At 39.2% G+C, this 20,428-nt stretch carries 19 protein-coding genes and 1 pseudogene; 9 read left to right on the forward strand and 11 right to left on the reverse strand.

Annotation, left to right across the window (positions count from 1 at the left end; genetic code table 11):
- Nucleotides 1–17: 17 nt before the first annotated feature.
- The 6 genes from DK924_RS03295 to pspF are packed head-to-tail and all read right to left on the reverse strand — an operon-like array spanning nucleotide 18 to nucleotide 6,372.
- Nucleotides 18–779 carry an ATP-binding cassette domain-containing protein gene (locus DK924_RS03295; RefSeq protein ID WP_054202403.1) on the reverse strand — a complete coding sequence of 254 codons (762 nt, stop codon included), beginning with the start codon at nucleotides 777–779 and terminating at the stop codon, nucleotides 18–20.
- A complete protein-coding gene (locus DK924_RS03300; protein WP_010388077.1) occupies nucleotides 779–1,771 on the reverse strand; it encodes an oligopeptide/dipeptide ABC transporter ATP-binding protein in 993 nt (330 codons plus the stop codon). The genes DK924_RS03295 and DK924_RS03300 overlap by 1 nt, the downstream gene beginning before the upstream one ends.
- The gene (locus DK924_RS03305) at nucleotides 1,772–2,665 is read right to left on the reverse strand and encodes an ABC transporter permease subunit (protein ID WP_010388079.1); all 894 of its coding nucleotides are present in this window, start codon (nucleotides 2,663–2,665) and stop codon (nucleotides 1,772–1,774) included. It abuts the gene before it with no gap.
- Nucleotides 2,652–3,686, reverse strand: coding sequence for an ABC transporter permease subunit (locus DK924_RS03310; RefSeq protein WP_109874328.1), 1,035 nt, complete (start codon nucleotides 3,684–3,686; stop codon nucleotides 2,652–2,654). Before DK924_RS03310 ends, DK924_RS03305 begins: the two co-directional genes overlap by 14 nt.
- Nucleotides 3,686–5,293 (reverse strand): ABC transporter substrate-binding protein, encoded by a 1,608-nt coding sequence (locus DK924_RS03315; RefSeq protein WP_054202404.1) that lies wholly within the window; start codon nucleotides 5,291–5,293, stop codon nucleotides 3,686–3,688. Before DK924_RS03315 ends, DK924_RS03310 begins: the two co-directional genes overlap by 1 nt.
- Before the next feature lie 14 nt (nucleotides 5,294–5,307).
- Nucleotides 5,308–6,372, reverse strand: a complete 1,065-nt coding sequence (gene pspF, locus DK924_RS03320; protein WP_010388085.1) for a phage shock protein operon transcriptional activator — start codon at nucleotides 6,370–6,372, stop codon at nucleotides 5,308–5,310.
- Nucleotides 6,373–6,558: 186 nt separating this feature from the next.
- Here pspF and pspA point away from each other — a divergent pair, with 186 nt between their 5' ends.
- From pspA to DK924_RS03360, 8 genes are all read left to right on the forward strand, one after another.
- Nucleotides 6,559–7,218 carry a phage shock protein PspA gene (gene pspA, locus DK924_RS03325; protein ID WP_010388087.1) on the forward strand — a complete coding sequence of 220 codons (660 nt, stop codon included), beginning with the start codon at nucleotides 6,559–6,561 and terminating at the stop codon, nucleotides 7,216–7,218.
- 63 nt (nucleotides 7,219–7,281) lie between these two features.
- Nucleotides 7,282–7,515 carry an envelope stress response membrane protein PspB gene (pspB, locus tag DK924_RS03330; protein WP_010388090.1) on the forward strand — a complete coding sequence of 78 codons (234 nt, stop codon included), beginning with the start codon at nucleotides 7,282–7,284 and terminating at the stop codon, nucleotides 7,513–7,515.
- Entirely contained in the window at nucleotides 7,512–7,913 is a 402-nt protein-coding gene (gene pspC / locus DK924_RS03335) for an envelope stress response membrane protein PspC (protein ID WP_054202405.1), read from the forward strand. Before pspB ends, pspC begins: the two co-directional genes overlap by 4 nt.
- A 63-nt stretch (nucleotides 7,914–7,976) precedes the next feature.
- A complete protein-coding gene (locus DK924_RS03340) occupies nucleotides 7,977–9,395 on the forward strand; it encodes a YcjX family protein (RefSeq protein WP_109874329.1) in 1,419 nt (472 codons plus the stop codon).
- On the forward strand, nucleotides 9,392–10,417 hold the full coding sequence (locus tag DK924_RS03345; protein WP_054202407.1) for a TIGR01620 family protein: 1,026 nt from the start codon (nucleotides 9,392–9,394) through the stop codon (nucleotides 10,415–10,417). The genes DK924_RS03340 and DK924_RS03345 overlap by 4 nt, the downstream gene beginning before the upstream one ends.
- Before the next feature lie 145 nt (nucleotides 10,418–10,562).
- Nucleotides 10,563–11,744 carry a methionine gamma-lyase gene (gene megL, locus DK924_RS03350; protein WP_109874330.1) on the forward strand — a complete coding sequence of 394 codons (1,182 nt, stop codon included), beginning with the start codon at nucleotides 10,563–10,565 and terminating at the stop codon, nucleotides 11,742–11,744.
- Nucleotides 11,745–11,982: 238 nt separating this feature from the next.
- Nucleotides 11,983–12,780, forward strand: coding sequence for a phenylalanine 4-monooxygenase (gene phhA, locus DK924_RS03355; RefSeq protein WP_008111003.1), 798 nt, complete (start codon nucleotides 11,983–11,985; stop codon nucleotides 12,778–12,780).
- Between the two features lie 36 nt (nucleotides 12,781–12,816).
- Entirely contained in the window at nucleotides 12,817–13,161 is a 345-nt protein-coding gene (locus DK924_RS03360; protein WP_008111000.1) for a 4a-hydroxytetrahydrobiopterin dehydratase, read from the forward strand.
- A gap of 65 nt (nucleotides 13,162–13,226) precedes the next feature.
- On the opposite strand, the gene DK924_RS03365 is transcribed toward DK924_RS03360, so the two are convergent.
- From DK924_RS03365 to DK924_RS03380, 4 genes are read right to left on the reverse strand one after another with little or no spacing between them, the layout of a single operon-like run.
- Nucleotides 13,227–13,682 carry a hypothetical protein gene (locus DK924_RS03365; protein ID WP_109874331.1) on the reverse strand — a complete coding sequence of 152 codons (456 nt, stop codon included), beginning with the start codon at nucleotides 13,680–13,682 and terminating at the stop codon, nucleotides 13,227–13,229.
- Nucleotides 13,683–13,690: 8 nt separating this feature from the next.
- Nucleotides 13,691–16,051, reverse strand: coding sequence for a hypothetical protein (locus DK924_RS03370; protein ID WP_109874332.1), 2,361 nt, complete (start codon nucleotides 16,049–16,051; stop codon nucleotides 13,691–13,693).
- A complete protein-coding gene (locus tag DK924_RS03375) occupies nucleotides 16,051–16,731 on the reverse strand; it encodes an ABC transporter ATP-binding protein (protein WP_109874333.1) in 681 nt (226 codons plus the stop codon). The genes DK924_RS03370 and DK924_RS03375 overlap by 1 nt, the downstream gene beginning before the upstream one ends.
- The gene (locus DK924_RS03380) at nucleotides 16,731–17,966 is read right to left on the reverse strand and encodes an HlyD family secretion protein (RefSeq protein ID WP_055013470.1); all 1,236 of its coding nucleotides are present in this window, start codon (nucleotides 17,964–17,966) and stop codon (nucleotides 16,731–16,733) included. The genes DK924_RS03375 and DK924_RS03380 overlap by 1 nt, the downstream gene beginning before the upstream one ends.
- 247 nt (nucleotides 17,967–18,213) lie before the next feature.
- Between DK924_RS03380 and DK924_RS18910 the strand changes: the two are divergent.
- A pseudogene (locus DK924_RS18910) lies at nucleotides 18,214–18,291 on the forward strand (4a-hydroxytetrahydrobiopterin dehydratase); the annotation flags it as partial.
- A gap of 85 nt (nucleotides 18,292–18,376) precedes the next feature.
- Here DK924_RS18910 and DK924_RS03385 read toward each other — a convergent pair.
- On the reverse strand, nucleotides 18,377–20,407 hold the full coding sequence (locus DK924_RS03385; protein ID WP_109874334.1) for a BCCT family transporter: 2,031 nt from the start codon (nucleotides 20,405–20,407) through the stop codon (nucleotides 18,377–18,379).
- Nucleotides 20,408–20,428 lie beyond the last annotated feature (21 nt).

The following is a 20,428-nucleotide window of genomic DNA, read 5'->3' on the forward strand; positions in this document are numbered from 1 at the left end:
TTTTGTTTGTTTAGACATTAACAACTCAATAAGCGCTGAGTAACCTTTGATTGCGGGTTTTGAAAAATAGTTTCTGTAGCGCCGTATTCAACAATCTCACCCTTATTGAGTACCACTAGCTGGTCGCTAATATGGCGCACTAAACTTAAATGATGGGTGATCAAAATATAGGTTAATCCAGTTTCAAGCTGTAGTTTAAGTAATAGATTTACTATTTGCGCTCTTACAGAAGGGTCAAGCGATGAAAGTGCCTCATCGAGTACAACAACCTTAGGATCTAATATAAGCGCGCGAGCGAGCGCTACACGCTGTAATTGCCCCACACTAAACATATGCGGATAGTATTGCTGATGATCGACCAGTAGACCCACTTTAAGCAGCGTACTACCAATTTTTTCACTACGTTGAGTTTTATCAAAATCAGTATTGAATTTTAGGCAATCATCGAGCATTTCAGCAATGGTCACTGCTGGGTTCAATGAGGTGGCGGAGTCTTGAAAAATCATTCGGATATAACGACACTGGGCATCACGATTACCATTGTTTTCTATAGTGTTATTCTCTAATAATATCTGCCCGCTATCGGCACTGTATGCACCAACTAATAATTTAGCCAGGGTACTTTTTCCTGAGCCTGTTTCACCAATAATGGCAATTGTTTCACCTTTACCAATACAAAATGAGATGTTTTTTAAAACATCAAACTTTTTACGGCTAAACAGACCCGCGCGCATGTTAAAGGTTTTTGATAAGGCTTGAACTTTTAACAGTGGCTGCATTATTTTATTTCCTTGATCAGCGGGAAGTGACAGGCGTAGCTATGACCATGATGCTTTGAAAGTTTAGGCGCAACCACACATTCTTTTTGTGCTTGTGGGCAACGTGGACCGAGTCGACAACCAATCGGTAAATGTTGTAATGTTGGAATAGTGCCTTTAAGCGCATAAAAGGGTTCTTTATGGGCTAAACCATGCTCATAATCGGGCAGGCTTTTTAGTAAAGCCTGCGTATACGGATGGCGAGGTTGGCTAAAAATACGGTGTGTTGGACCTGCTTCAACCATTTGACCGCAGTACAACACATGAATACCATGCGACCAATTAACAATTTCTTCCAGCTCATGAGAGATCATCAAAATAGACATGTTCTTTAGCTGATTTAAACTTTTTAATAACCTAAACACCTGTGCACGGGTGGTGCTTTCTAGTGCGGTTGTAGGCTCATCAGCAATGAGTAGCTTCGGTGTACGGGCAATCGCCATGGCTATCATAACCTTTTGGCATACGCCCTCAGAGAGCTCATGCGGGTAGCTATCAAGCACCGCTTCATGATTTTTAATACCTACTTTATGTATTAAGGCTTTAACACGATCTTTACGCTCTCGGTTGCGTTTTAAGAAAAATCCTTTAGCAGCCACTTCAGGCAGTGTTTCAGCGATTTGGTTAAATATTTTAGCAGTAGGATCTAGACAGCGACTGGGGTCTTGGTAAATCATCGCAATGTCTTGGCTAACTGTTTTACGGCGTTGCTCTGGTGTTAAGCGCATTAAGTCAACACCACGCCAATGCATTCTATCTGCGGTTATCACCCAGCGCTCATTAAGCACGCCGACGATGGCTTTTGCAATTAAGCTTTTGCCAGAGCCTGATTCGCCCACTAAAGCGTGTACTTCACCTTCTTTTAAACTAAAGCTTACGCGATCAACAGCACGAATGGCGGTTTCGGAAGTTTGAAGTTCAATGGTTAAATTTCGAATATCTAGTAACTGCATCTAATCGGCCTTACGCGCTTGTAAAACTTTGCGAAGTCCATCGCCCACTAAGTTTGTTGAAAGAACCGCTAAAAATAACAGGACGCCCGGCAATGCTACCGTCCAGGGTGCTAAATATATAAGTCCTAAGTTCTCTGCTAAAATTGCGCCCCATTCAGTAGTCGGCGGCTGTGCACCCAGTTTTAAAAACCCTAATGCCGCAATATCTAAAATAGCAGTAGAAAGCGCCATCGTAAAAATAACTACAATATATTCATACACATTAGGAAAAATCCCGCGTGATAAAATATGCCATTTAGAGGCGCCATCTAAGCGGTAGGCTGTAACATAATCTTTGCCAAGTTCGTCAACTATCAGGTTTCTAATTGAATGAATAAACTGGGGTAATAAGGCCAAAATAATTGCCCATACGGTATTCATTAATCCAGGACCGAGTATGGCAATAATAATGATGGCCAGTAACAATGAGGGAATTGACAGCGTTACATCCAGTAAGTGGTTCAAAAAACTAGAACGTATGCCTTTACTGATCCCTGCAAAGGTACCTACCAACACACCAATAACAGTGGTGATCAGTGCAGCCACAACCGATAACCCGAACGTATATGTGGCGCCATTCATTAAACGAGACAGCACATCTCGGCCTAAATCATCGGTGCCAAGTATAAACCGCACATCGCCCATTTCATTCCACGAGGGAGGCAGTAATAGTGCATCACTGTGCTGTTGATTTACCCCATAAGGCGCAAGAAAAGGCGCGGTAGCCGCTAACAGGCTAAAGGCAATAAACACCCATAAACCAACCAGTGCAGGGTGGTTATTTTTAAACTTTCGCCAGAGTCTCGCTAATGGCGATTTATTTGAATCTTCTGAAAATAAGTTAAACTTTGCCATGCGCTTGGTTCCGAGACAGAGGATCGAGTAGGGTGTAGGTCAGTTCGGCCATAATTGTGGCAATAATAATAAATAAAGAGACGGCCATTAACCCACCTTGTATGGCGGGATAATCACGTTGATAAATACTGTCTATTAACCAGCGACCGATCCCAGGCCACGAAAAAATAACTTCAGTGATCATCGCTAAGGTGATCAAGGTACTAAACTGCAAACCTATTTGTTTTATAACCGGTAGTAAGGCATTTCTTAGGGCGTGATGAATAATAAGCTGCCCACGAGTAAGCCCTTTGGCGCGAGCTGTTTTAATGAAGTTTTGATCCATCACTTTTAACATCGATTCGCGAGTAAAGCGCACTAATACCGTGGTTGGATACATCGCAAGTACAATAGTAGGTAAAGTAAGGTGATGCAGCGCATCTAACATGGCCAAACCATTGTAAGGAAAATCAGCGAGTAAAATATCAAGTAAAATAAATCCTGTGCTCGCGGGTATCTCATACAACAAGCTCACTCGCCCCGACATGGGAAACCAGCCAAGCTTGAGCGAAAAAACCATAATTAATAATAATGCCAGCCAAAAAATCGGCATAGAATAGCCAATCATCGCTGTAGAGCTAATAAATTTATCAGGCCATTGTTTATTATAAGCCGATGCTAAAATACCGACAGGCACACCCACTACCACCGAAATAAATAACGCATAGATACTTAGCTCTAACGTTGCAGGAATTAAATCAACCACATGGGCGAAAACACTGCTCCCCGAGGCGAATGACATTCCCCAATCCCCTTGTAAAATTCGTCCTACAAAGGCGATGTATTGCATAAAGTAGTTACTGTTAAATAAGTACTTTTCTTCTAACTGCGCATTTTGGGTAAAGTTAGTGTCAGGTATGCCGCTTAAGTTACTGAGCGGATCGCCAGGAAATAAATAACTCAACGAAAAGGTAAAAATACTGAGTAGCAACACCATAAAAAATAACAGTCCGAGGCGGCGTAAAATATAATCTAAGATCATTATTTTTTCCTCGCGTTAGCCAACGAAATAGCACCGAATGGCCCTAAGGTAATGCCCTCAACATCTGCGCTACTTGCTTGAAAACGCATGCCATGGGCAATTGGCAGTAAAGGCAATTGTTTGATGATCATGCTTTGTGCTGCGTCGTAATATTGTTTACGTAAATTTAAATCTGTGGTGTCTAACGCTTTGGTTAGCAGTAAATCAAATTCAGGGTTACACCAGTTTGCAGGGTTTTTGCCGCTGAATGTCGCAGTACAACTTAATAATGGGCTAAAAAAGTTATCGGGATCAGGCGTATCAGCTGCCCAACCTAATAACACACTGTCGTGGCGATGCTCACCAATGCGTTGAATAAAGGTGTTCCATTCATATTCTACAATATTTACATTAACACCAATTTTGCGTAAATCACTTTGCATTAGCTCAGCCATTTTTCGGGCGTTGGGGTTATAAATACGGCTTACCGGCATAGCCCAAATGCTCATATCAAAGCCTTTTGGAAAACCGGCTTCAGTTAATAATTTTTTTGCTAACTGTGGGTCAAAAATAGGCATGTTTTTTTGTAGTTCAAATGCCCATGACGTAGGCGGAAGAATAGATTGTGCACGCAGTCCATTCCCGTAATATACCGCTTGCATTATTTTATCTACATCAATGGCATGAACCAATGCTTGACGTACTTTTAAGTTATCAAACGGTGGACGCTCGGTATTAAATGCCCAGTAACCAATATTTAAGTTAGTTTCTCTTTCAACGTTAATATCATCACGCTGCGCTAAAATACTTAATTGGGCACTACTCGGGTGTGCGGTTACATCACACTCTTTGGTCAATATTTTAGCGATACGGGTGGTACCATTTGGGGTAATGTCGTACACCAATTGCTCAAGGGCAACCTCATGCTTCCAATAATCAGCGTTTTTATAAAAGCGCACTAAATGATCGCGTCGGTACTCTTTATAAATATAGGGCCCTGTGCCAATCGGGTATTGATCAAATAGGTTTTCTTGATTATTAGCTTTGAGCGCCATGGCATATTCTTTAGAGAGCACGACAGCAAAATCGGTCGCCATATTAGCTAAAAAGCTGCTCTCGGCATTAAATAACTCAAATCGTACTTGATGATCAGAGACTCTAACAATTTTACGAATTAGCTGGTCAATCCCCACACTTTGAAAGTAAGGGTAATTAGCATCGCCAATAAAGTGATAAGGATTATAAACGTCGAATAATCGACTAAAAGTAAATATTACATCATCAGCGTTAAATTCACGGCTAGGAGTGAAATAAGAGGTGGTATGAAACTTAACTCCTTTGCGCAAAGTGAAGGTAACCGATTTACCGTCTTTACTGATCTTCCAATCAGTGGCAAGTTCACTCTTAAATTCGGCGGTCACGGGGTCAATACTAATTAACCGGTCGTATAACTGGTTAGCAATAATATCGATAGTTGATCCTGTGGTTGTGACTTGTGGGTTAAACGACACAGGATTAGCCTCGGCGCAATAAACGAGGCCTTGGTTTTTTTCTTCTAAGATTTCTTCTTTACTATCAATGCAACCTACTAAGCTCAATGATATTAAAGCAAGTAATAATTTATGCACCCGCACAACCTCTACTATTCTAGCAAATTGTATTTTTTCAAATAACCACGTAGTTGATGATACGTTAAACCAAGTACTTCTGCAGTCTTCTTTTGATTAAATTGGCTATGTTCTAATGCTTTTTTTATCAATGTAATTTCAAATTCATTAGAGAGCGTTTTTAAGTCGCATGGAAACTCAGGTTCTTTGGTACTTGAACTCAATGCTACAGGCGCTTCTATAGGCTGTGCATGAGTAGTCGGTTCAGATTGTATTATAGCAGGTGCTTGTGCATGTTTTATGCGGGCTTTAGGTCTAAAGCGACTTTCGAATGGGTCTAAAATAATTTTATGTACAGGAATATGTTCATTGCCGTGGCGATACAGACTTCGTTCTACCACATTTTTAAGTTCACGGACATTACCCGGCCACTCATAACTGAGTAAACTTTCTTGTGCACTGCGGGTAAAACCACTAAATAGCTCCCACTCAAGGTCTCGTGCCATGTTCATCGCAAACTGTTCAGCCAGCAACATAATGTCATCTTGACGTTCACGCAGTGGCGGTAAGGTGATCACATCAAACGCGAGTCTATCGAGTAAATCACTTCTAAATTCACCTTGTTGTGCTAAATGGGGTAAGTCTTCATTGGTTGCACAGACTAAGCGAGTGTCTACTTTAACGGTTTGCTTGCCGCCAACACGCTCAAACTCACCATACTCAATCACTCTTAATAGCTTTTCTTGCACCATGGCAGAGGTATTTGCTAACTCATCTAAGAACAAGGTACCACTATTGGCGCGCTCAAAGCGGCCTTCATGGCGTTTACTTGCGCCTGTGAAAGCGCCACTTTCATGACCAAATAATTCACTCTCGAGCAGGTTTTCGTTCAATGCCGCACAGTTAAGCTTGACGTAACTTTGATCCCAGCGTTTGGATAAAAAGTGTAAACGTGCTGCAATTAGCTCTTTACCGGTACCACGTTCACCAATAATAAGTACGGGTTTATCTAGGTTAGCCAGTTGCGAAACCTGATCAAGTACCGATAAAAAGCTGTCTGATTGGCCAAGTAAATTGTCCTGTTGGCGATATTGACTCATATTTCCTAACTCTTAGTCATTTTTACTAACAGTTAGTGTATTTCATTATGGCGGATAACAAAAGTAATTTGTAATTTACATTTAACATATTGAAAATAAATGGTATTTTAAAAATATAAAAGTTGGCAAGCATATTGATACTAATAAAAGCAGACACATTTAGATTAAATAATAGAGGTATATGTTATGGGAATTTTTTCACGTTTTGCAGACATTGTTAATTCTAATATCAATGCCATTTTAGATAAAGCAGAAGATCCTGAAAAAATGGTTCGTCTTATTATCCAAGAGATGGAAGATACACTTGTAGAGGTACGCTCTACGTCAGCAAAAACCCTTGCTGAGAAAAAAGAATTAGTACGTCGCGTAGATACACTAAAAGCCCAAGTAAGCGATTGGCAAGACAAAGCCGAATTAGCACTGAGCAAAGATCGTGATGATTTAGCTCGCTCAGCTTTACTTGAAAAGCAAAAATCAGCCGATGCAGTCGCTGCAGTAGAAAGTGAACTTGATCATGTAGAATCTCATATCGAGAAACTACAGCAAGAAGTGACTACGCTACAAGAGAAACTAGCGGATGCTAAAGCACGTCAAAAAGCGATTATTTTACGTCAACGCTCGGCTGAGTCGCGCCTTGAGGTTAAAAAAGCACTTGATAGTTCTAAAGTGGATGATGCACTTAATCGTTTTGAACGTTACGAAACCAAAATTGATGGGCTAGAATCTCAAATAGAGTCTTACGATTTGGGTAAACAAACGTTAGCAGATGAAATTGCTGATTTACAAAAGAATGAAAAAATTGACGACGAGTTAGCTGAACTTAAAAAGAAACTCTCGAATAAATAAATATAAAACAGGGGCCTTGTGCCCCTGACATCAACATTGAATACGGATTGTCAGGAGAGGATTATGTTTGATCCAGAGATACTAATTGCACCCTTTATCTTGTTTATGATTTTTGTTGCACCACTGTGGTTAATTTTACACTACCGAAGCAAAAAGCAGGTAAGCCAAGGGTTAAGCGAGCATGAGCATCACCAGTTATTGGAGCTTGCTCAAAAAGCTGAAAAAATGACTGATAGAATCGAGACATTAGAAGCGTTACTTGATCAAGAGTCACCACAGTGGAGACAAAAAGTATGAACACCAAACGCGAATTATTAAGAGACCCACAGCGCGGTAAAATTGCCGGTGTATGTGCGGGATTAAGTGACTACTTTAATATGGAGTTATGGTTAGTTCGCATTATTTTTGTTAGTGCTGTACTACTAACTGGTGGCCCATTATTTGTGGTAGCGTATATTGCAGCGTGGTTTATTTTAGATAAAAAACAACCCAGTGCTGTAAGTAAAACACAATCAACGTATGGCGGTGATCCGCTAGAAGTAAAATTTAAAGTATGGCAAAAAGGCGAGCCACCGCGTCGTGCGCTGCAAGACTTAAAAGAGCGATTAACTCGTGTAGATAGCCGCCTTCAAAACATGGAACGCTACGTTACTTCAAGCGAGTTTACGGTCAGCCGTGAAATTAATAAACTTTAAGGGATTGATAAGCACCTTGTTTGCAGCGTGATCAATGACGGCAACTAAGGTGCAAAACACTTTATGAGCCAATCATTTGCAAAAAAGACCTTTAAAAGCGTTAAAGGCAAAGCACAAAAAGCCCTGCATCGTAGTTTAGATCAACACGTTAAACTTGCCGTAACAGGGCTGAGCGGCAGTGGTAAAACGGCGTTTATAAGCGCGTTAGTTAAGCATTTAACCTCTCAGGCGAATGACAACAACTTACCTTTTTTTGATGTGATGCGTGAACATCGCCACATTGCTACTAAAATTGTGCCGCAAGAGGCATTAAATGTTCCCACTTTTGATTATAACCGTGCAATAAGTGCTTTACTGCCAAGTGAAGGCGACCCTGCATGGCCCGCTTCTACCGAACGAATAAATACTTTACGTTTGGCGATTAAATACCAAAGCAACGCGGGTCTGCGCGGTCATTTCTCACCCCAATCGACGCTGTATTTAGATATTATTGACTATCCTGGTGAATGGTTGCTTGACCTACCTATGCTCGCGCAAAGCTTTGAGCAATGGTGCGAGCAACAATATCCATTACTTAGCCAAACGCCACGTGATAAAAGCTCAGCTGAATTTTTACAATCCATAGAGCAGCTTGATTTAGATGCACCGGTAGATGAAAACGCACTGGCTGATATTGCGCGATGTTATCAAACTATGTTGGTAGGGCTAAAAAAAGACACTAAGCTTGCTTTGTTACAGCCAGGGCGGATGTTAATGCCGGGTGACTTGCAAGGTGCACCATTATTACTATTTTTTCCAATTAGTCCTGAAAAAATCAGTGACGATGTAGTGGCTGGTTCTAACTTAGCGCATTTAATTAAACGTTTTGATGCTTACGTAAAAGAAGTCGTTAAACCTTTTTATAATGAGCACTTTCGCCATTTTGACCGTCAAATCGTCTTGGTAGATGTACTGAGTGCATTAAATGAAGGTTATGAAACGTTGGCTGAGCAAAGTCGAGTGATCAATCAGTTATTGTCACACTTTAGCTATGGTGATTCTGGTTTTTTTAAACGCTTGTTTAAACCTAATATAGATAAAATATTATTTGCTGCTAATAAGTCCGATCACATCAGTGCGAAGCATCACAAAGATCTTGCACTGTTACTCGATTCGTTAGTTAAAGAGCAAAGCAATCACTTAAAATTTGATGGGGTAAAAATAGAAACACTGGCGATGTCATCAATTGCTGCCACTGTGTCTCGCCAAGTGGTTGATAAGGGGCAAACACTCGACTGTATCTATGGCAAGCCATTGAATGAACAACAGTGGCTAACTTACCTGCCTCCTCAGCCGCCGAGCAGAATGCTCAATAAAAGTGAGTGGCCAGCACATGGGTTTGAGTTTTTATCATTTGCACCTATGCCAAGCCCAGATCAACAGCTTAAGCACATTCGCTTAGACCATGTGATGCAGTACTTGTTAGGAGATAAGTTAAAATGAGTGAGTCAACACACCAATTTCAAGCTGGGCGTCGTATTAATGCCCAAAACATTGAGCAGAATGAACCAGATTTATTAGCGGCTAAAGTCGTAGAGCAGGGACAAAGTGAGCAGCCTAGCAAAGATAGCGACGATCTAATTGAACCTGAAATCGATATTGAGCCTGTATATAAAAAGTCTAAGTGGCAAACCCTTAAAGGCCTATTTGCACTGAGCTTTATTGTTTTAATATTATTTGAGTTCGCATTTTCAATTGTATTGGCGTTTCAGCAGTCGGTTATTTTAGGTGGGGTGTACTTAACCGCTGTAATAACCGGTGTACTACTGATATCGCGTTTATTGTGGCGTGAATATAGAATGTTACGCAGCTTAAAGCGTAATCAGCTACACCGCCATGAAGCTAACCGTTTGCTCAATAGTGAGCAGGTAGGCGGGGCGATACCTTGGCTTGAAAAGCTTAATAAACATCAGCAATTAGATAATTTCGAAAACTTTAAAAATCAGGTCGCTACGCACCACAGTGACAAAGAAATAATGTCTCTGTACGCGAATAGCTTACTGATAACGCAAGACAATCAAGCTAAAAAGTTAATAAACCGTTTTGCAACAGAGTCAGCTTTATTAGTTGCTCTAAGCCCAATTGCGCTGGTGGATATGATGGCTGTGCTGTGGCGTGGCACTAAATTAATAGAGCAAATAGGCCGCATATATGGCATTGGCTTTGGTTATGCCAGCCGTATTAAACTTTACCGGATGCTTATTAAGCAAGTAATGTTTGTAGGCAGTGCAGAGCTCGTATCTGATTTAGCCGCCACGGCACTCAGTGCTGAATTATTAGGCAAGCTTTCAGGGCGAGCTGCACAAGGTGTTAGTGCCGGTATATTTACAGCGCGTATTGGTTACAAAGCTATGGAGTTAAGCCGACCCTTACCGCGTCTTGAAAACAAGCGCAGCTTGTTAAAAGGCACAGTCCAAGGGATTGCGAGTAAAATTATGAGCCGTAAGGGAGCTGAAACTAAGTAGTGAGACTTCGTTGGCAATATTTGTGTACAGCTTTTTGGGTAAAGTTTGCACAAATAGCCATCTGAGCATCCGGCATGCTTGTGATTTTAAGTGCGGTGCGTTTTATTTATGCTATTGACACACATAATAAAAACGAGAACACACAATGAGCAAGCATCATCAAAATACCCAATGTATCCATGGCCCACAAAAAGCAAACGACCCCCATGGCGCATTAACCTCACCTTTGTATCAAACGTCTACGTTCCATTTTGAAAATGCCGCTCAAGGTGCTGCCCGCTTTGCAGGTGAGGAGCCCGGTTATATTTACACGCGTTTAGGTAACCCAACCACTACTGAACTTGAGCAAAAAGTGGCGCAATTAGAAGGCTGTGAGGCCGCCGCCGCCACGGCAACAGGTATGGGTGCGGTATCCGCTTCGGTACTAAGCTTCCTATCGCAAGGCGATCATTTAATTGCATCAAGCGCTCTGTATGGCTGCACCTTTGCTTTTTTTTCGCATATGTTGCCGCGATGGGGAATTGAAGTCACCTTTGTTGATATGACCAATGAGAGTGAACTGCGCGCAGCCATTAAACCTAACTCAAAAATGATATTTGTAGAAACACCAATCAATCCAACCATGGCAGTGATTGATTTAGCACTTATTGGCGATGTTGCTAAACAGCATAATTTACTGAGTGTGGTCGACAATACGTTTTTAACCCCGCTGCTGCAGTCACCAAAAAAGTACGGTATCGATATTATAATGCATAGCGCGACCAAGTATTTAAATGGTCACGGCGATGTTGTTGCGGGTATTGTGTGTGGTTCACTTGAGCATATTACACAGATTAAAATGACCGTGCTTAAAGATATTGGTGCCACTATTAGTCCACACGATGCGTGGTTAATAAATCGCGGCTTAAAAACTTTAGCTATTCGCATTGAACGCCATTGCCAAAGTGCGCAAACGATTGCTGAGTATTTAGAAGCTCATCCGCAAGTAGATAAAGTGTATTACCCTGGGCTTAAGTCTCACCCGGGTTACAAGTATATTGGTAAGCAAATGAAAGCGGCTGGCGGTGTTATTGCCTTTGAAATTAAAGGGAGCTTAACCGACGGTGAGCATTTTATTGATAGTATGCAACTGTGCACATTAGCGGTTAGCTTAGGCGATGCTGAAACGCTCATTCAACACCCTGCATCAATGACGCATTCGCCATACACTCCCGAAGAAAGACTAGCAGCTGGAATTAGTGATGGTTTAATTCGTTTATCAGTTGGACTTGAAGATGTTAACGATATTATTAACGATCTCAACCAAGCATTTACTAAAATATCTTGAGGTGTAAATTAATGGTTACATTAAATTCTTCCTGTGGGCACTATTAAAAGTGGGCTGTGTTTTTATCTTTGCTCTAGTGTAATCTTAAATTTACGATCTGTGTGATCTGCAAAAGTATTGATCTGCGTCAAGCTATTAAACTTTTGTTCACTTTTGCATAGTATGGCTACATCGAATAGCCAAGCATTTGGCTGTTATTTTGACACCGATTTAGGGTTTTATCCCAAAGAAGGTATTTATGGCTAAAGCAAGTAATTACACCTCCAAAACACCTGATGAAAATGGGGTTATACATTGGAGCGATGAAGAAAATAAAATTTGGTCTGAGCTTGTAGCACGCCAACTTGCGTGCATTGAAGGCAAAGCCTGTGATGAGTACATGGAAGGATTGAAAAAAATCAATCTGCCTCATGATCGTATCCCACAGCTGAGTGAGCTAAACGAAGTACTTTTAGCAACCACAGGTTGGCAGGTTGCACCTGTACCTGCACTTATCGATTTTGATGAGTTTTTTAGGTTACTCGCTAACAAGCAATTTCCTGTAGCGACCTTTATTCGTAGCCGTGAAGAATTTGACTACTTACAAGAACCCGATATTTTTCATGAGATATTTGGTCATTGTGCCATGCTAACCAATCCTGACTTTGCAGAATTTACCCACAAGTATGGGCAACTAGGATACGCGGCAGAGAAAAAAGATCGCGTTTATTTAGCGCGCATGTACTGGTTTACCGTTGAGTTTGGTTTGATGCAAACTGAAAAAGGATTGCGTATTTACGGTGGCGGTATTTTATCAAGCCCAGGGGAAACCCAATACGTGTATTCAGATACACCAGAGATTAATCCAATGAATGTGTTAGATGTGCTACGTACACCGTACCGTATAGATATTATGCAACCATTGTATTACACGATAAATTCGATTCATGATCTGTTTGAAATATCTCAAATGGATATAATGACTTTAGTTGAGCAAGCTAAATCACTTGGTTTGCACGACCCTAAGTTTCCTCCAAAAGAAAAATTAGCTAGTTAATTTTTGAAAAAAGTAACGCTAAACTAAGGATTTAAAATGTCTTCATTAAGTGCACAAAAATGTGAAGCCTGTCATGCAGATGCGCCAAAAGTATCTGATGCTGAATTGGCTGAATTAATTAAAAAAATCCCTGACTGGGTGCCAGAAGTACGCGACGGTATTATGCAGTTAGAGCGCGTTTATAAGTTTAAAAACTTTAAACAAGCCATTGCGTTTACCAATAAGGTAGGTGATATGGCTGAAGACGAAGGGCATCACCCGGGTTTATTAACCGAATGGGGCAAAGTAACCGTGACTTGGTGGAGCCATTCAATTAAAGGTCTGCATAAAAATGACTTCATTTGCGCTGCTAAAACAGATGACGTATTTAACGCGTTGTAATTAATTAGATTTGAGTAAATAAAAAAGGCACTTTACAGTGCCTTTTTTTATGTGTGGTTAGTTACTTAGGTTTTATCTGCGTTCAGCATGCCATAGTCACTAGCATTGATAGAAATTGAATGAACCTTTAGCTGTTTATCAGAAAACTTATTTTTGAGAATGTCGATAGTTTTTTCTTGTTGCCTACAAGGCGGACAAGGGCCTACATCCTCATCTATCGAAGTATAAATTAACGTATATTTTTGTTGGGTAAAATCGGGTAATGTTGTTAATAGTTGTTCTAAATTACTTTTAAGTAAATCAGAATCAGGATGGCTTTGTTTATTTTTAAAAATAGATAAAATATTGGGTAAATATTTATCTGAGTAATGCATTAACTCGCCTTTGCTGTTAAATAAAAACATTTGTGGAGCGGTATTATTAATGGGCGACTTAACCATTTGGTAATGCGAGAAGCTATAATTCTCGGCGTACGTGTTACCGCTATACAAAAGTAGTAAGGCTATAATTAATTTGTACATGTTTATCCTTAAGTTAAGTTGTTCCAAGAGTTACTCAGTGTTTTTTTAATCTCTATAGCAATAATAAATACAACCGCTAGCAAAATGATTAAATGCACTATAATTATAGTGTTTAGATCAAAAATAGGCTGCTTGAATAAAAAGTCATTTAGCTTTTCATATTGAGAAAAAAAGACAGTAATGATAATTATATGAGCGACCATAAATGTAATAAAAAACAACCTCAAAAATAAATAACATATTTGATAGCTACGAGCACCTACAGCACGCCTTAGGGCGAGTTCCGTTGATGACTTAGCTGTGAGTTGTTTTATGCTGCTGTAGTTGTATAAAAATGCAGAAAGTAAAAGAATTATTGCACAGACAATTGTAATTATGAGTAATGCCTTTCTCGGTGCTTGTTCATTTTTTACTAAAGATGAAAGGGGCGTAAGAGATAAATCGTTAAAGCTTACACTTAATGTCTTAAGTGCCTTTTTTAGTTCATTTTCAACATGTTTGATAGGCGTATTGGTTTTAATTATAATTGTTTCAAAACCTGTAAGTGCACTTATTACACTATAGACTATGGGTTGTGCCGGTGTATCTGCTCCTTCGTTATATATATTATTAACAACACCCACCACTTTATGTTTTATTTTCCCTGTATTAAATTGAGCTAATAAATAAGCTTGACTCAACTCTGTGCCTTCAAAGTATTGTTCCCATAAAGCCTTGTTAACTACAACTTTTTGATATTGCTGCCATTGCACACTTTGACCTGAGATAAGCTTAGCACCAATAGTTTTAAAATACTGAGGGCTTATTCTATGACTTGCAGTGCTGGCACTTTTACCTGAGCTTATAGCTTGCCCGGTAACGGTATACCATTTGCTAAAACCACTGCGTTTCGATAGCGGCGGGACTGAACTAAGCGATACTTCATCAACAATAGAAATTGAATTTAATTGCTGCATCAATTGTTGGGCGGAGTTATTTGCGTTAAATGCTTCGCTAGATGATTGCGGGAAGCTAAAGCTAGCAATTAAAATATTATCAGCAACAAATCCCATATTTTTATTATTTAAATTAATTTGGCTAAATATAACTAAACTACTAATGTAAACACTTGTAATGGCAAGGCTCGTAAGTAATGAAAGTAACGAAAAAACCTGAATTTTTTCGCTTATAGTTGCGCTTTGCCCACGACCAATACTTGTGGTTATCCACTTTCTTTGAAGATAATTAAGCATAAATAAAAATATAGTTATAGAGCCATAAAATATGACGAACTTACTTGATGAAAATGCAATGCTAAGCTGCTTTAAGCTTGGTAATAATAGAGTACTAATGTGATTACTCAGCGGGTAAAGAGCACAAATTACAATTATGAGTAGTAAGCTGGTAAGAGTTATATCAATAATTTGCTGGATAAAAATATGCGTAGTATTTGCTCCGCACAATTTACGAATAGTTTCTTCTTGTTGCTTTTTTATGGATTCAGCGCAATAAAACGCACAAAATGCTATAAAGCTGAATGTTAGCAAAATATAATATAATAATTGTAATAGATTGAGGCGTTTTACCACTTTGTTAAAGTGAGTTGGGTTAATGCCAATGCCATTACTGAATTTAAGCTCGGTGTTATCAAATATAAACATCTCGGTTTGCAAGTGCTTGTTTAGTGGTTTTAAAAAAGCGGCTTCGTTTTTAATGTTCCCTAATATATAAGTAAACGTATCTGGAGTTAGGCTGCTCTCTTGAGGGAGTACTTGTTTAAGCTGATCGTATGGAATAATAAGGTCTGACTTATAATTACGCCTAAAACTTGTAAAAGCCTCTGGCATTACTGCAACAATATTTATGTTTTTTTTATTAACTATAAGTTGTTTGCCAAGAACGTTAGCTGCTCCCTCAAAGTGAGTTTGCCAAAATGAATAACTAATAGCAGCACTTAGTGCGCTGCCTTGCTTTGGAAAATCTAACTGCTCATAGCTACCTACAGTGGGGATTATACCTAATTCTTCATAGCCGCCCGATATGAAGTTTACTTTAGCTGTCTCACTTTCATGGTTAACTGAACGCTTAAATGATAATTCGATTGAACGCTCAAAAATGCCAGTTAGGTTATTGTGTAATAAAGTGATTTCATCAAATATATATCCATCAACGGGTAGGTCCGTTTGAGAATCATTTAAATAAATTTGCTTAATAGCTTGACTGTTATTTATAGCCGTGTAATCAGCCGATAAATACTGACTGTGAATATTACTTGTGTTTAAAATTAAACATAATGGAATACTTAGTAATAAGCAGCTGAGCCATAATTTAATATTTGTCTTAGCGTATTTTAGCCAATTAAAAGTTAAATCAATGATTAAGTGACGCATTAATACCCTTGAGTACTTAGATTGCCATCTTGAATATACATGCGCGTTTTTGCCGTCTTAGCATGGTTTTCATCATGTGTTATTAAGCAAATGGTTTTACCTTCGTGATTTAGCTTATTGAGTAACTGATATATTTTATCGCTATTGTTTGAATCTAAATTACCGGTTGGCTCGTCGGCTAAAATAATAGAAGGCTCGTTTATTAGTGCTCGAGCAATAGCCACGCGTTGCTGCTGCCCCCCCGATAATTGATTTGGCTTTGTGTTAATAAACTCAAGCATGTTTACTTTATTAAGTGCAGTTTCTACTTTTTTTTGATAATCATTTCTTGATACAGACTTGTTGTAACTAAGTGGCAAAGCAACGTTATCAAAAACGCTTAAATGATTTAATAAATTAAAGTTTTGAAATATAAAGCCAAATTCTCTATTTTTAATAGTGGCAATAGCATCCGGGGTTAGCTCTGCTGTGTTAGTGCCTAAAATAGTGTATTGCCCTTCGCTAGGTAAGTTTAGTAAGCCTAAAATAGAGAGTAGGGTACTTTTACCACTGCCAGAAGTCCCCGAAATTGCAATGTAATCGCCACTGTTTATTTTAAAATTTATAGATTTAAGGGTATTAACTTTGGTATTAGGGTATTGATAAAAAACATTGTTAAATTCGATTAGTGGATAATCCATCAAAAAGCACCTTTTAAATCAAAGTTATTTTCAGTAGCGTAATCAGCTGGTATTAGTAACACATAGTTACCTTTTAGTGGTTCATCTAAGCTTAACGTGTATTGCTCGATCGATTTGTAATTTATATGGGTAAGAATAGCTTTGCTTGATGGCGTTATCTCATAAACCTTCCATTGGCTATGGCTATCAAAGTCACTTGGTTTTTTAATATTTTGCACTGTTATAGATTCTTCAGAATAAATATGAGCTTCTATTGCTTGACTACTTCTAAGCCATGGAGGTGGCGTCTCAATATTTAAAAATACATTAATAGCTCCATCCCTTATTACAGTATCAATATATTCAACCTTGGCTTTTATCGTTCCACTTGGTGTGATTATGTCGGCGTGTTGACCAATTACTAATTGATTAGATGAATATTGAGGAACTTGTATTTTTGCCAGTAGATTATCTGTTTCTATTAACTCAAACAAAGGCTGACCTTGAGTAACTGCTTGGCCTAATTTAGCTAAATGTTGGCTTACAATTCCGTCGAAACTTGACTTAAGAGTGAGTTGCTCTTGGCGTTTATTTAAATAGTTAAGCTTATTTTTAGCTATACTCATTTTATTATTCAGCGCTATTAATTGTTGATTAAATGCGCCTTTAAATAAGTTAAGTTCTTCTTTTTTAGCGTTTACTTCAAGTTCACTTTGTTTATATAGCATTTCACTTTGCTTAAAGCGAATAGCAGAAATAATACCCTGTTCCATCAAAACATTATTAGCGTTCAATTCAAGTAATTGTTGTTGCAGTGCCATTTGAGCTTTAGATAAATCGACCTTAGCTTGTGAAAGTTTGATTGCTAAGTTGCTCTTATCAATGGCTACTTGTGACTCTAAATTCAGTTGTTCATAGTTAGCGGTATGTATTTCTTGCTCTAATTCGTAGTTAACGAGCTTTGCCAATACTTGGCCTTTTTTTATGATTTGCCCTTCACGAATTGTAAGTGCAGTTATATTGCCTTTTAGAGGCGCAGATAACAGCTCCTTTTGTGTAGGCTCTATAGTGCCAATACCTTTTAGTATATTAGGCGAGGATATTTTAGATATGAGTATTGGTTTCAAATAACGAGCAGGTATTTCATTAGATAACAGCACTACTTTAATTGAATAGCCAAGAGCTATTAACAACAATAAAGCTCCAATAATAAATGGAATTTTCTTTTGTTGTTTTACGATTAAATACTCTTCCATTAGTACAACCTGCTTTCTGCTTTTACTATTTTAAAATAGGGTGAACACGGTTTAAGTTTTCACTTTTTTACATAAAGGGTTTAAGAGGTAGCTAGCTGAGTGAGGTTTTTAGCTAGCAGCCTGATTTTTCACCATCTCGTTCCCAAAACATGTTCAGTTATACCATCAGTAAGTTAATTATGTAAATTTTATTTTAATGCAGCTTAGGGGGAATTTAATCATTTCGTTTACTTATGAAATGAGATAAAAAATAACGATTACGTTGTTACACAAAAATGACTTCATTTGCGCTGCTAAAACAGATGATGTACTTAACGCGCTGTAATTAATTAGATTTGAGTAAATAAAAAGGCACTTCACAGTGCCTTTTTTATTTTTAATTACCGTTTTATCAATACTGGCAGTATCAGTTAAGCTTTATCGGTATTTAACATGTCATCATGCTCAGCCATATCCCAAGGTAGTTCGCCTGGGCTGTTACCTAAAAAGTGTAAGTAGTTCTCAAACTGATCAAGAATATCCTTCACAATATCATCTTCATTATAGCCATAAACATCGTACGACAGGCCACCACGACGTAAAAATACATCAGCCTTATAATACATTTCAGTATTATCATTATCTGGGCGCAGCTCTGAGTAAGCAAAGCTCGGCATAGGGTGCTCGGTAAGCCGAATATCATAAACAAAATCCACATGCTCATGACGTAGTACAGTTAAATGAGCGCGTCCTAAATCAGTATCAAATTCGACCACGGCATGCCATTGTCGAGATTTCAATTCTGCTTGTACGGCTTTCATTGCCTTAACGACTACGCTACCAATAAAAGTATGTACTTTTTCTTTATTGGGGTAATTGACCATAGCCGCTAAACGGCGTTTCCAATGGGATAGATCAATATTACGACTATTGAGTGAATGTGCTTGTAGGCTGGTATCGCGATGGCCTTCAATTCTTAGCGCTCGCCAAAGCCCCGCAGTGGCAATTAGCATAATGATAGCAAAGGGTAAGGCACTGGCAATGGTCATGGTTTGTAGTGCACTTAAACCACCTGCCACTAATAAAACAGCCGCCACAGCGCCTTCAAGCACCGCCCAAAACACCCGCTGCCATGCTGGCGTATTAATATTTCCACCTGAAGCGAGTGAGTCGATTACCAAAGAGCCGGAATCAGACGAGGTAACAAAAAAGGTAACAATTAAAATAACCGTGAGTAGCGAAATAAAAAATGAGAGCGGTAACACTTCAAATAATTGAAATAACGCGACGGCATGATTTGCTTGTACATCACCAATGAGCGTATCAAAGCCTTCGTTCATTATTAAATTCAGTGCTGTATCGCCAAACACTGAGAACCATAAAAAAGTAAAAATAGTGGGAACTAACATTACGCCAACAACAAATTGCCTAATAGTTCTACCGCGGCTAATTTTTGCGATAAACATCCCAACAAACGGCGCCCACGCAATCGTCCAGCCAAATATAAATAAAGTCCAGTTCCCAATCCAATCACTGCGACTATAGGCTTGTAAGTTAAAGGTCCGCTCAACAATACCACTAAGATAACTGCCGGTATTTTGTAAAAACGATTCTAAAATATGAATCGTTGGGCCAATAAAAAATACAAAGGCCATTAATGAAACCGCTAAGGTCATATTCACGATTGATAAACGTTTTACCCCTTTATCCATCCCTGCGATTACAGAGAGCGTTGCTGCGGCGGTAATAATAGCAATCGCGGTAATTTGTACTGTGGTATTAATAGGAATATCGGGCCATAAATAGTGTAGCCCCGCGTTGATTTGAGTCACCGAAAGTCCGAGTGTGGTCGCAATACCAAATAAGGTGCCTAGTATGGCAAATACATCAACGGTATGACCGATAGGACCATATATTTTATCACCAATTAGTGGATACAAGGCTGAACGAATAGACAGCGGCAGACCATGACGAAAGGCAAAATAAGCCAGCACTAAACCAACAATTCCATAAATAGCCCAAATATGAAATCCCCAATGGAAAAAGGCAATTTGCATTGCTTGCTTAGCGGCATCCACGGTTTCAGCCGCGCCCGATGGCGGAGATGCGTAATGCAGTACTGGCTCGGCTACACCAAAATAAAGTAGCGCTACGCCGTAACCGGCAGAAAATAGCATGGCAAACCATTCACCAAAGCTATATTGCGGCTGTGCATGATCGGGGCCTAGTTTTATATTCCCCCAACTGGAGGCGGCGACACACACGATAAATACCAAGAAAATAGCGACTGATAACATATAAAACCAGCCAAAGGTTTCTGTTATCCACGCAAGGGCAACACTAAATGCCTGACCTGCGAGTTCAGGGTTACTACTTGTACCAATCACCAAGAGTAGAATAATAAATACTGCAGGCAAAAATACAGGTAGCAAAATAGTTGAGCGTAAAGCAGTTTTTGTCATATTAATCCTTAATATTAATTT

It is taken from the genome of Pseudoalteromonas sp. meg-B1 (assembly GCF_003173795.1).
Taxonomy (GTDB): domain Bacteria; phylum Pseudomonadota; class Gammaproteobacteria; order Enterobacterales; family Alteromonadaceae; genus Pseudoalteromonas; species Pseudoalteromonas undina.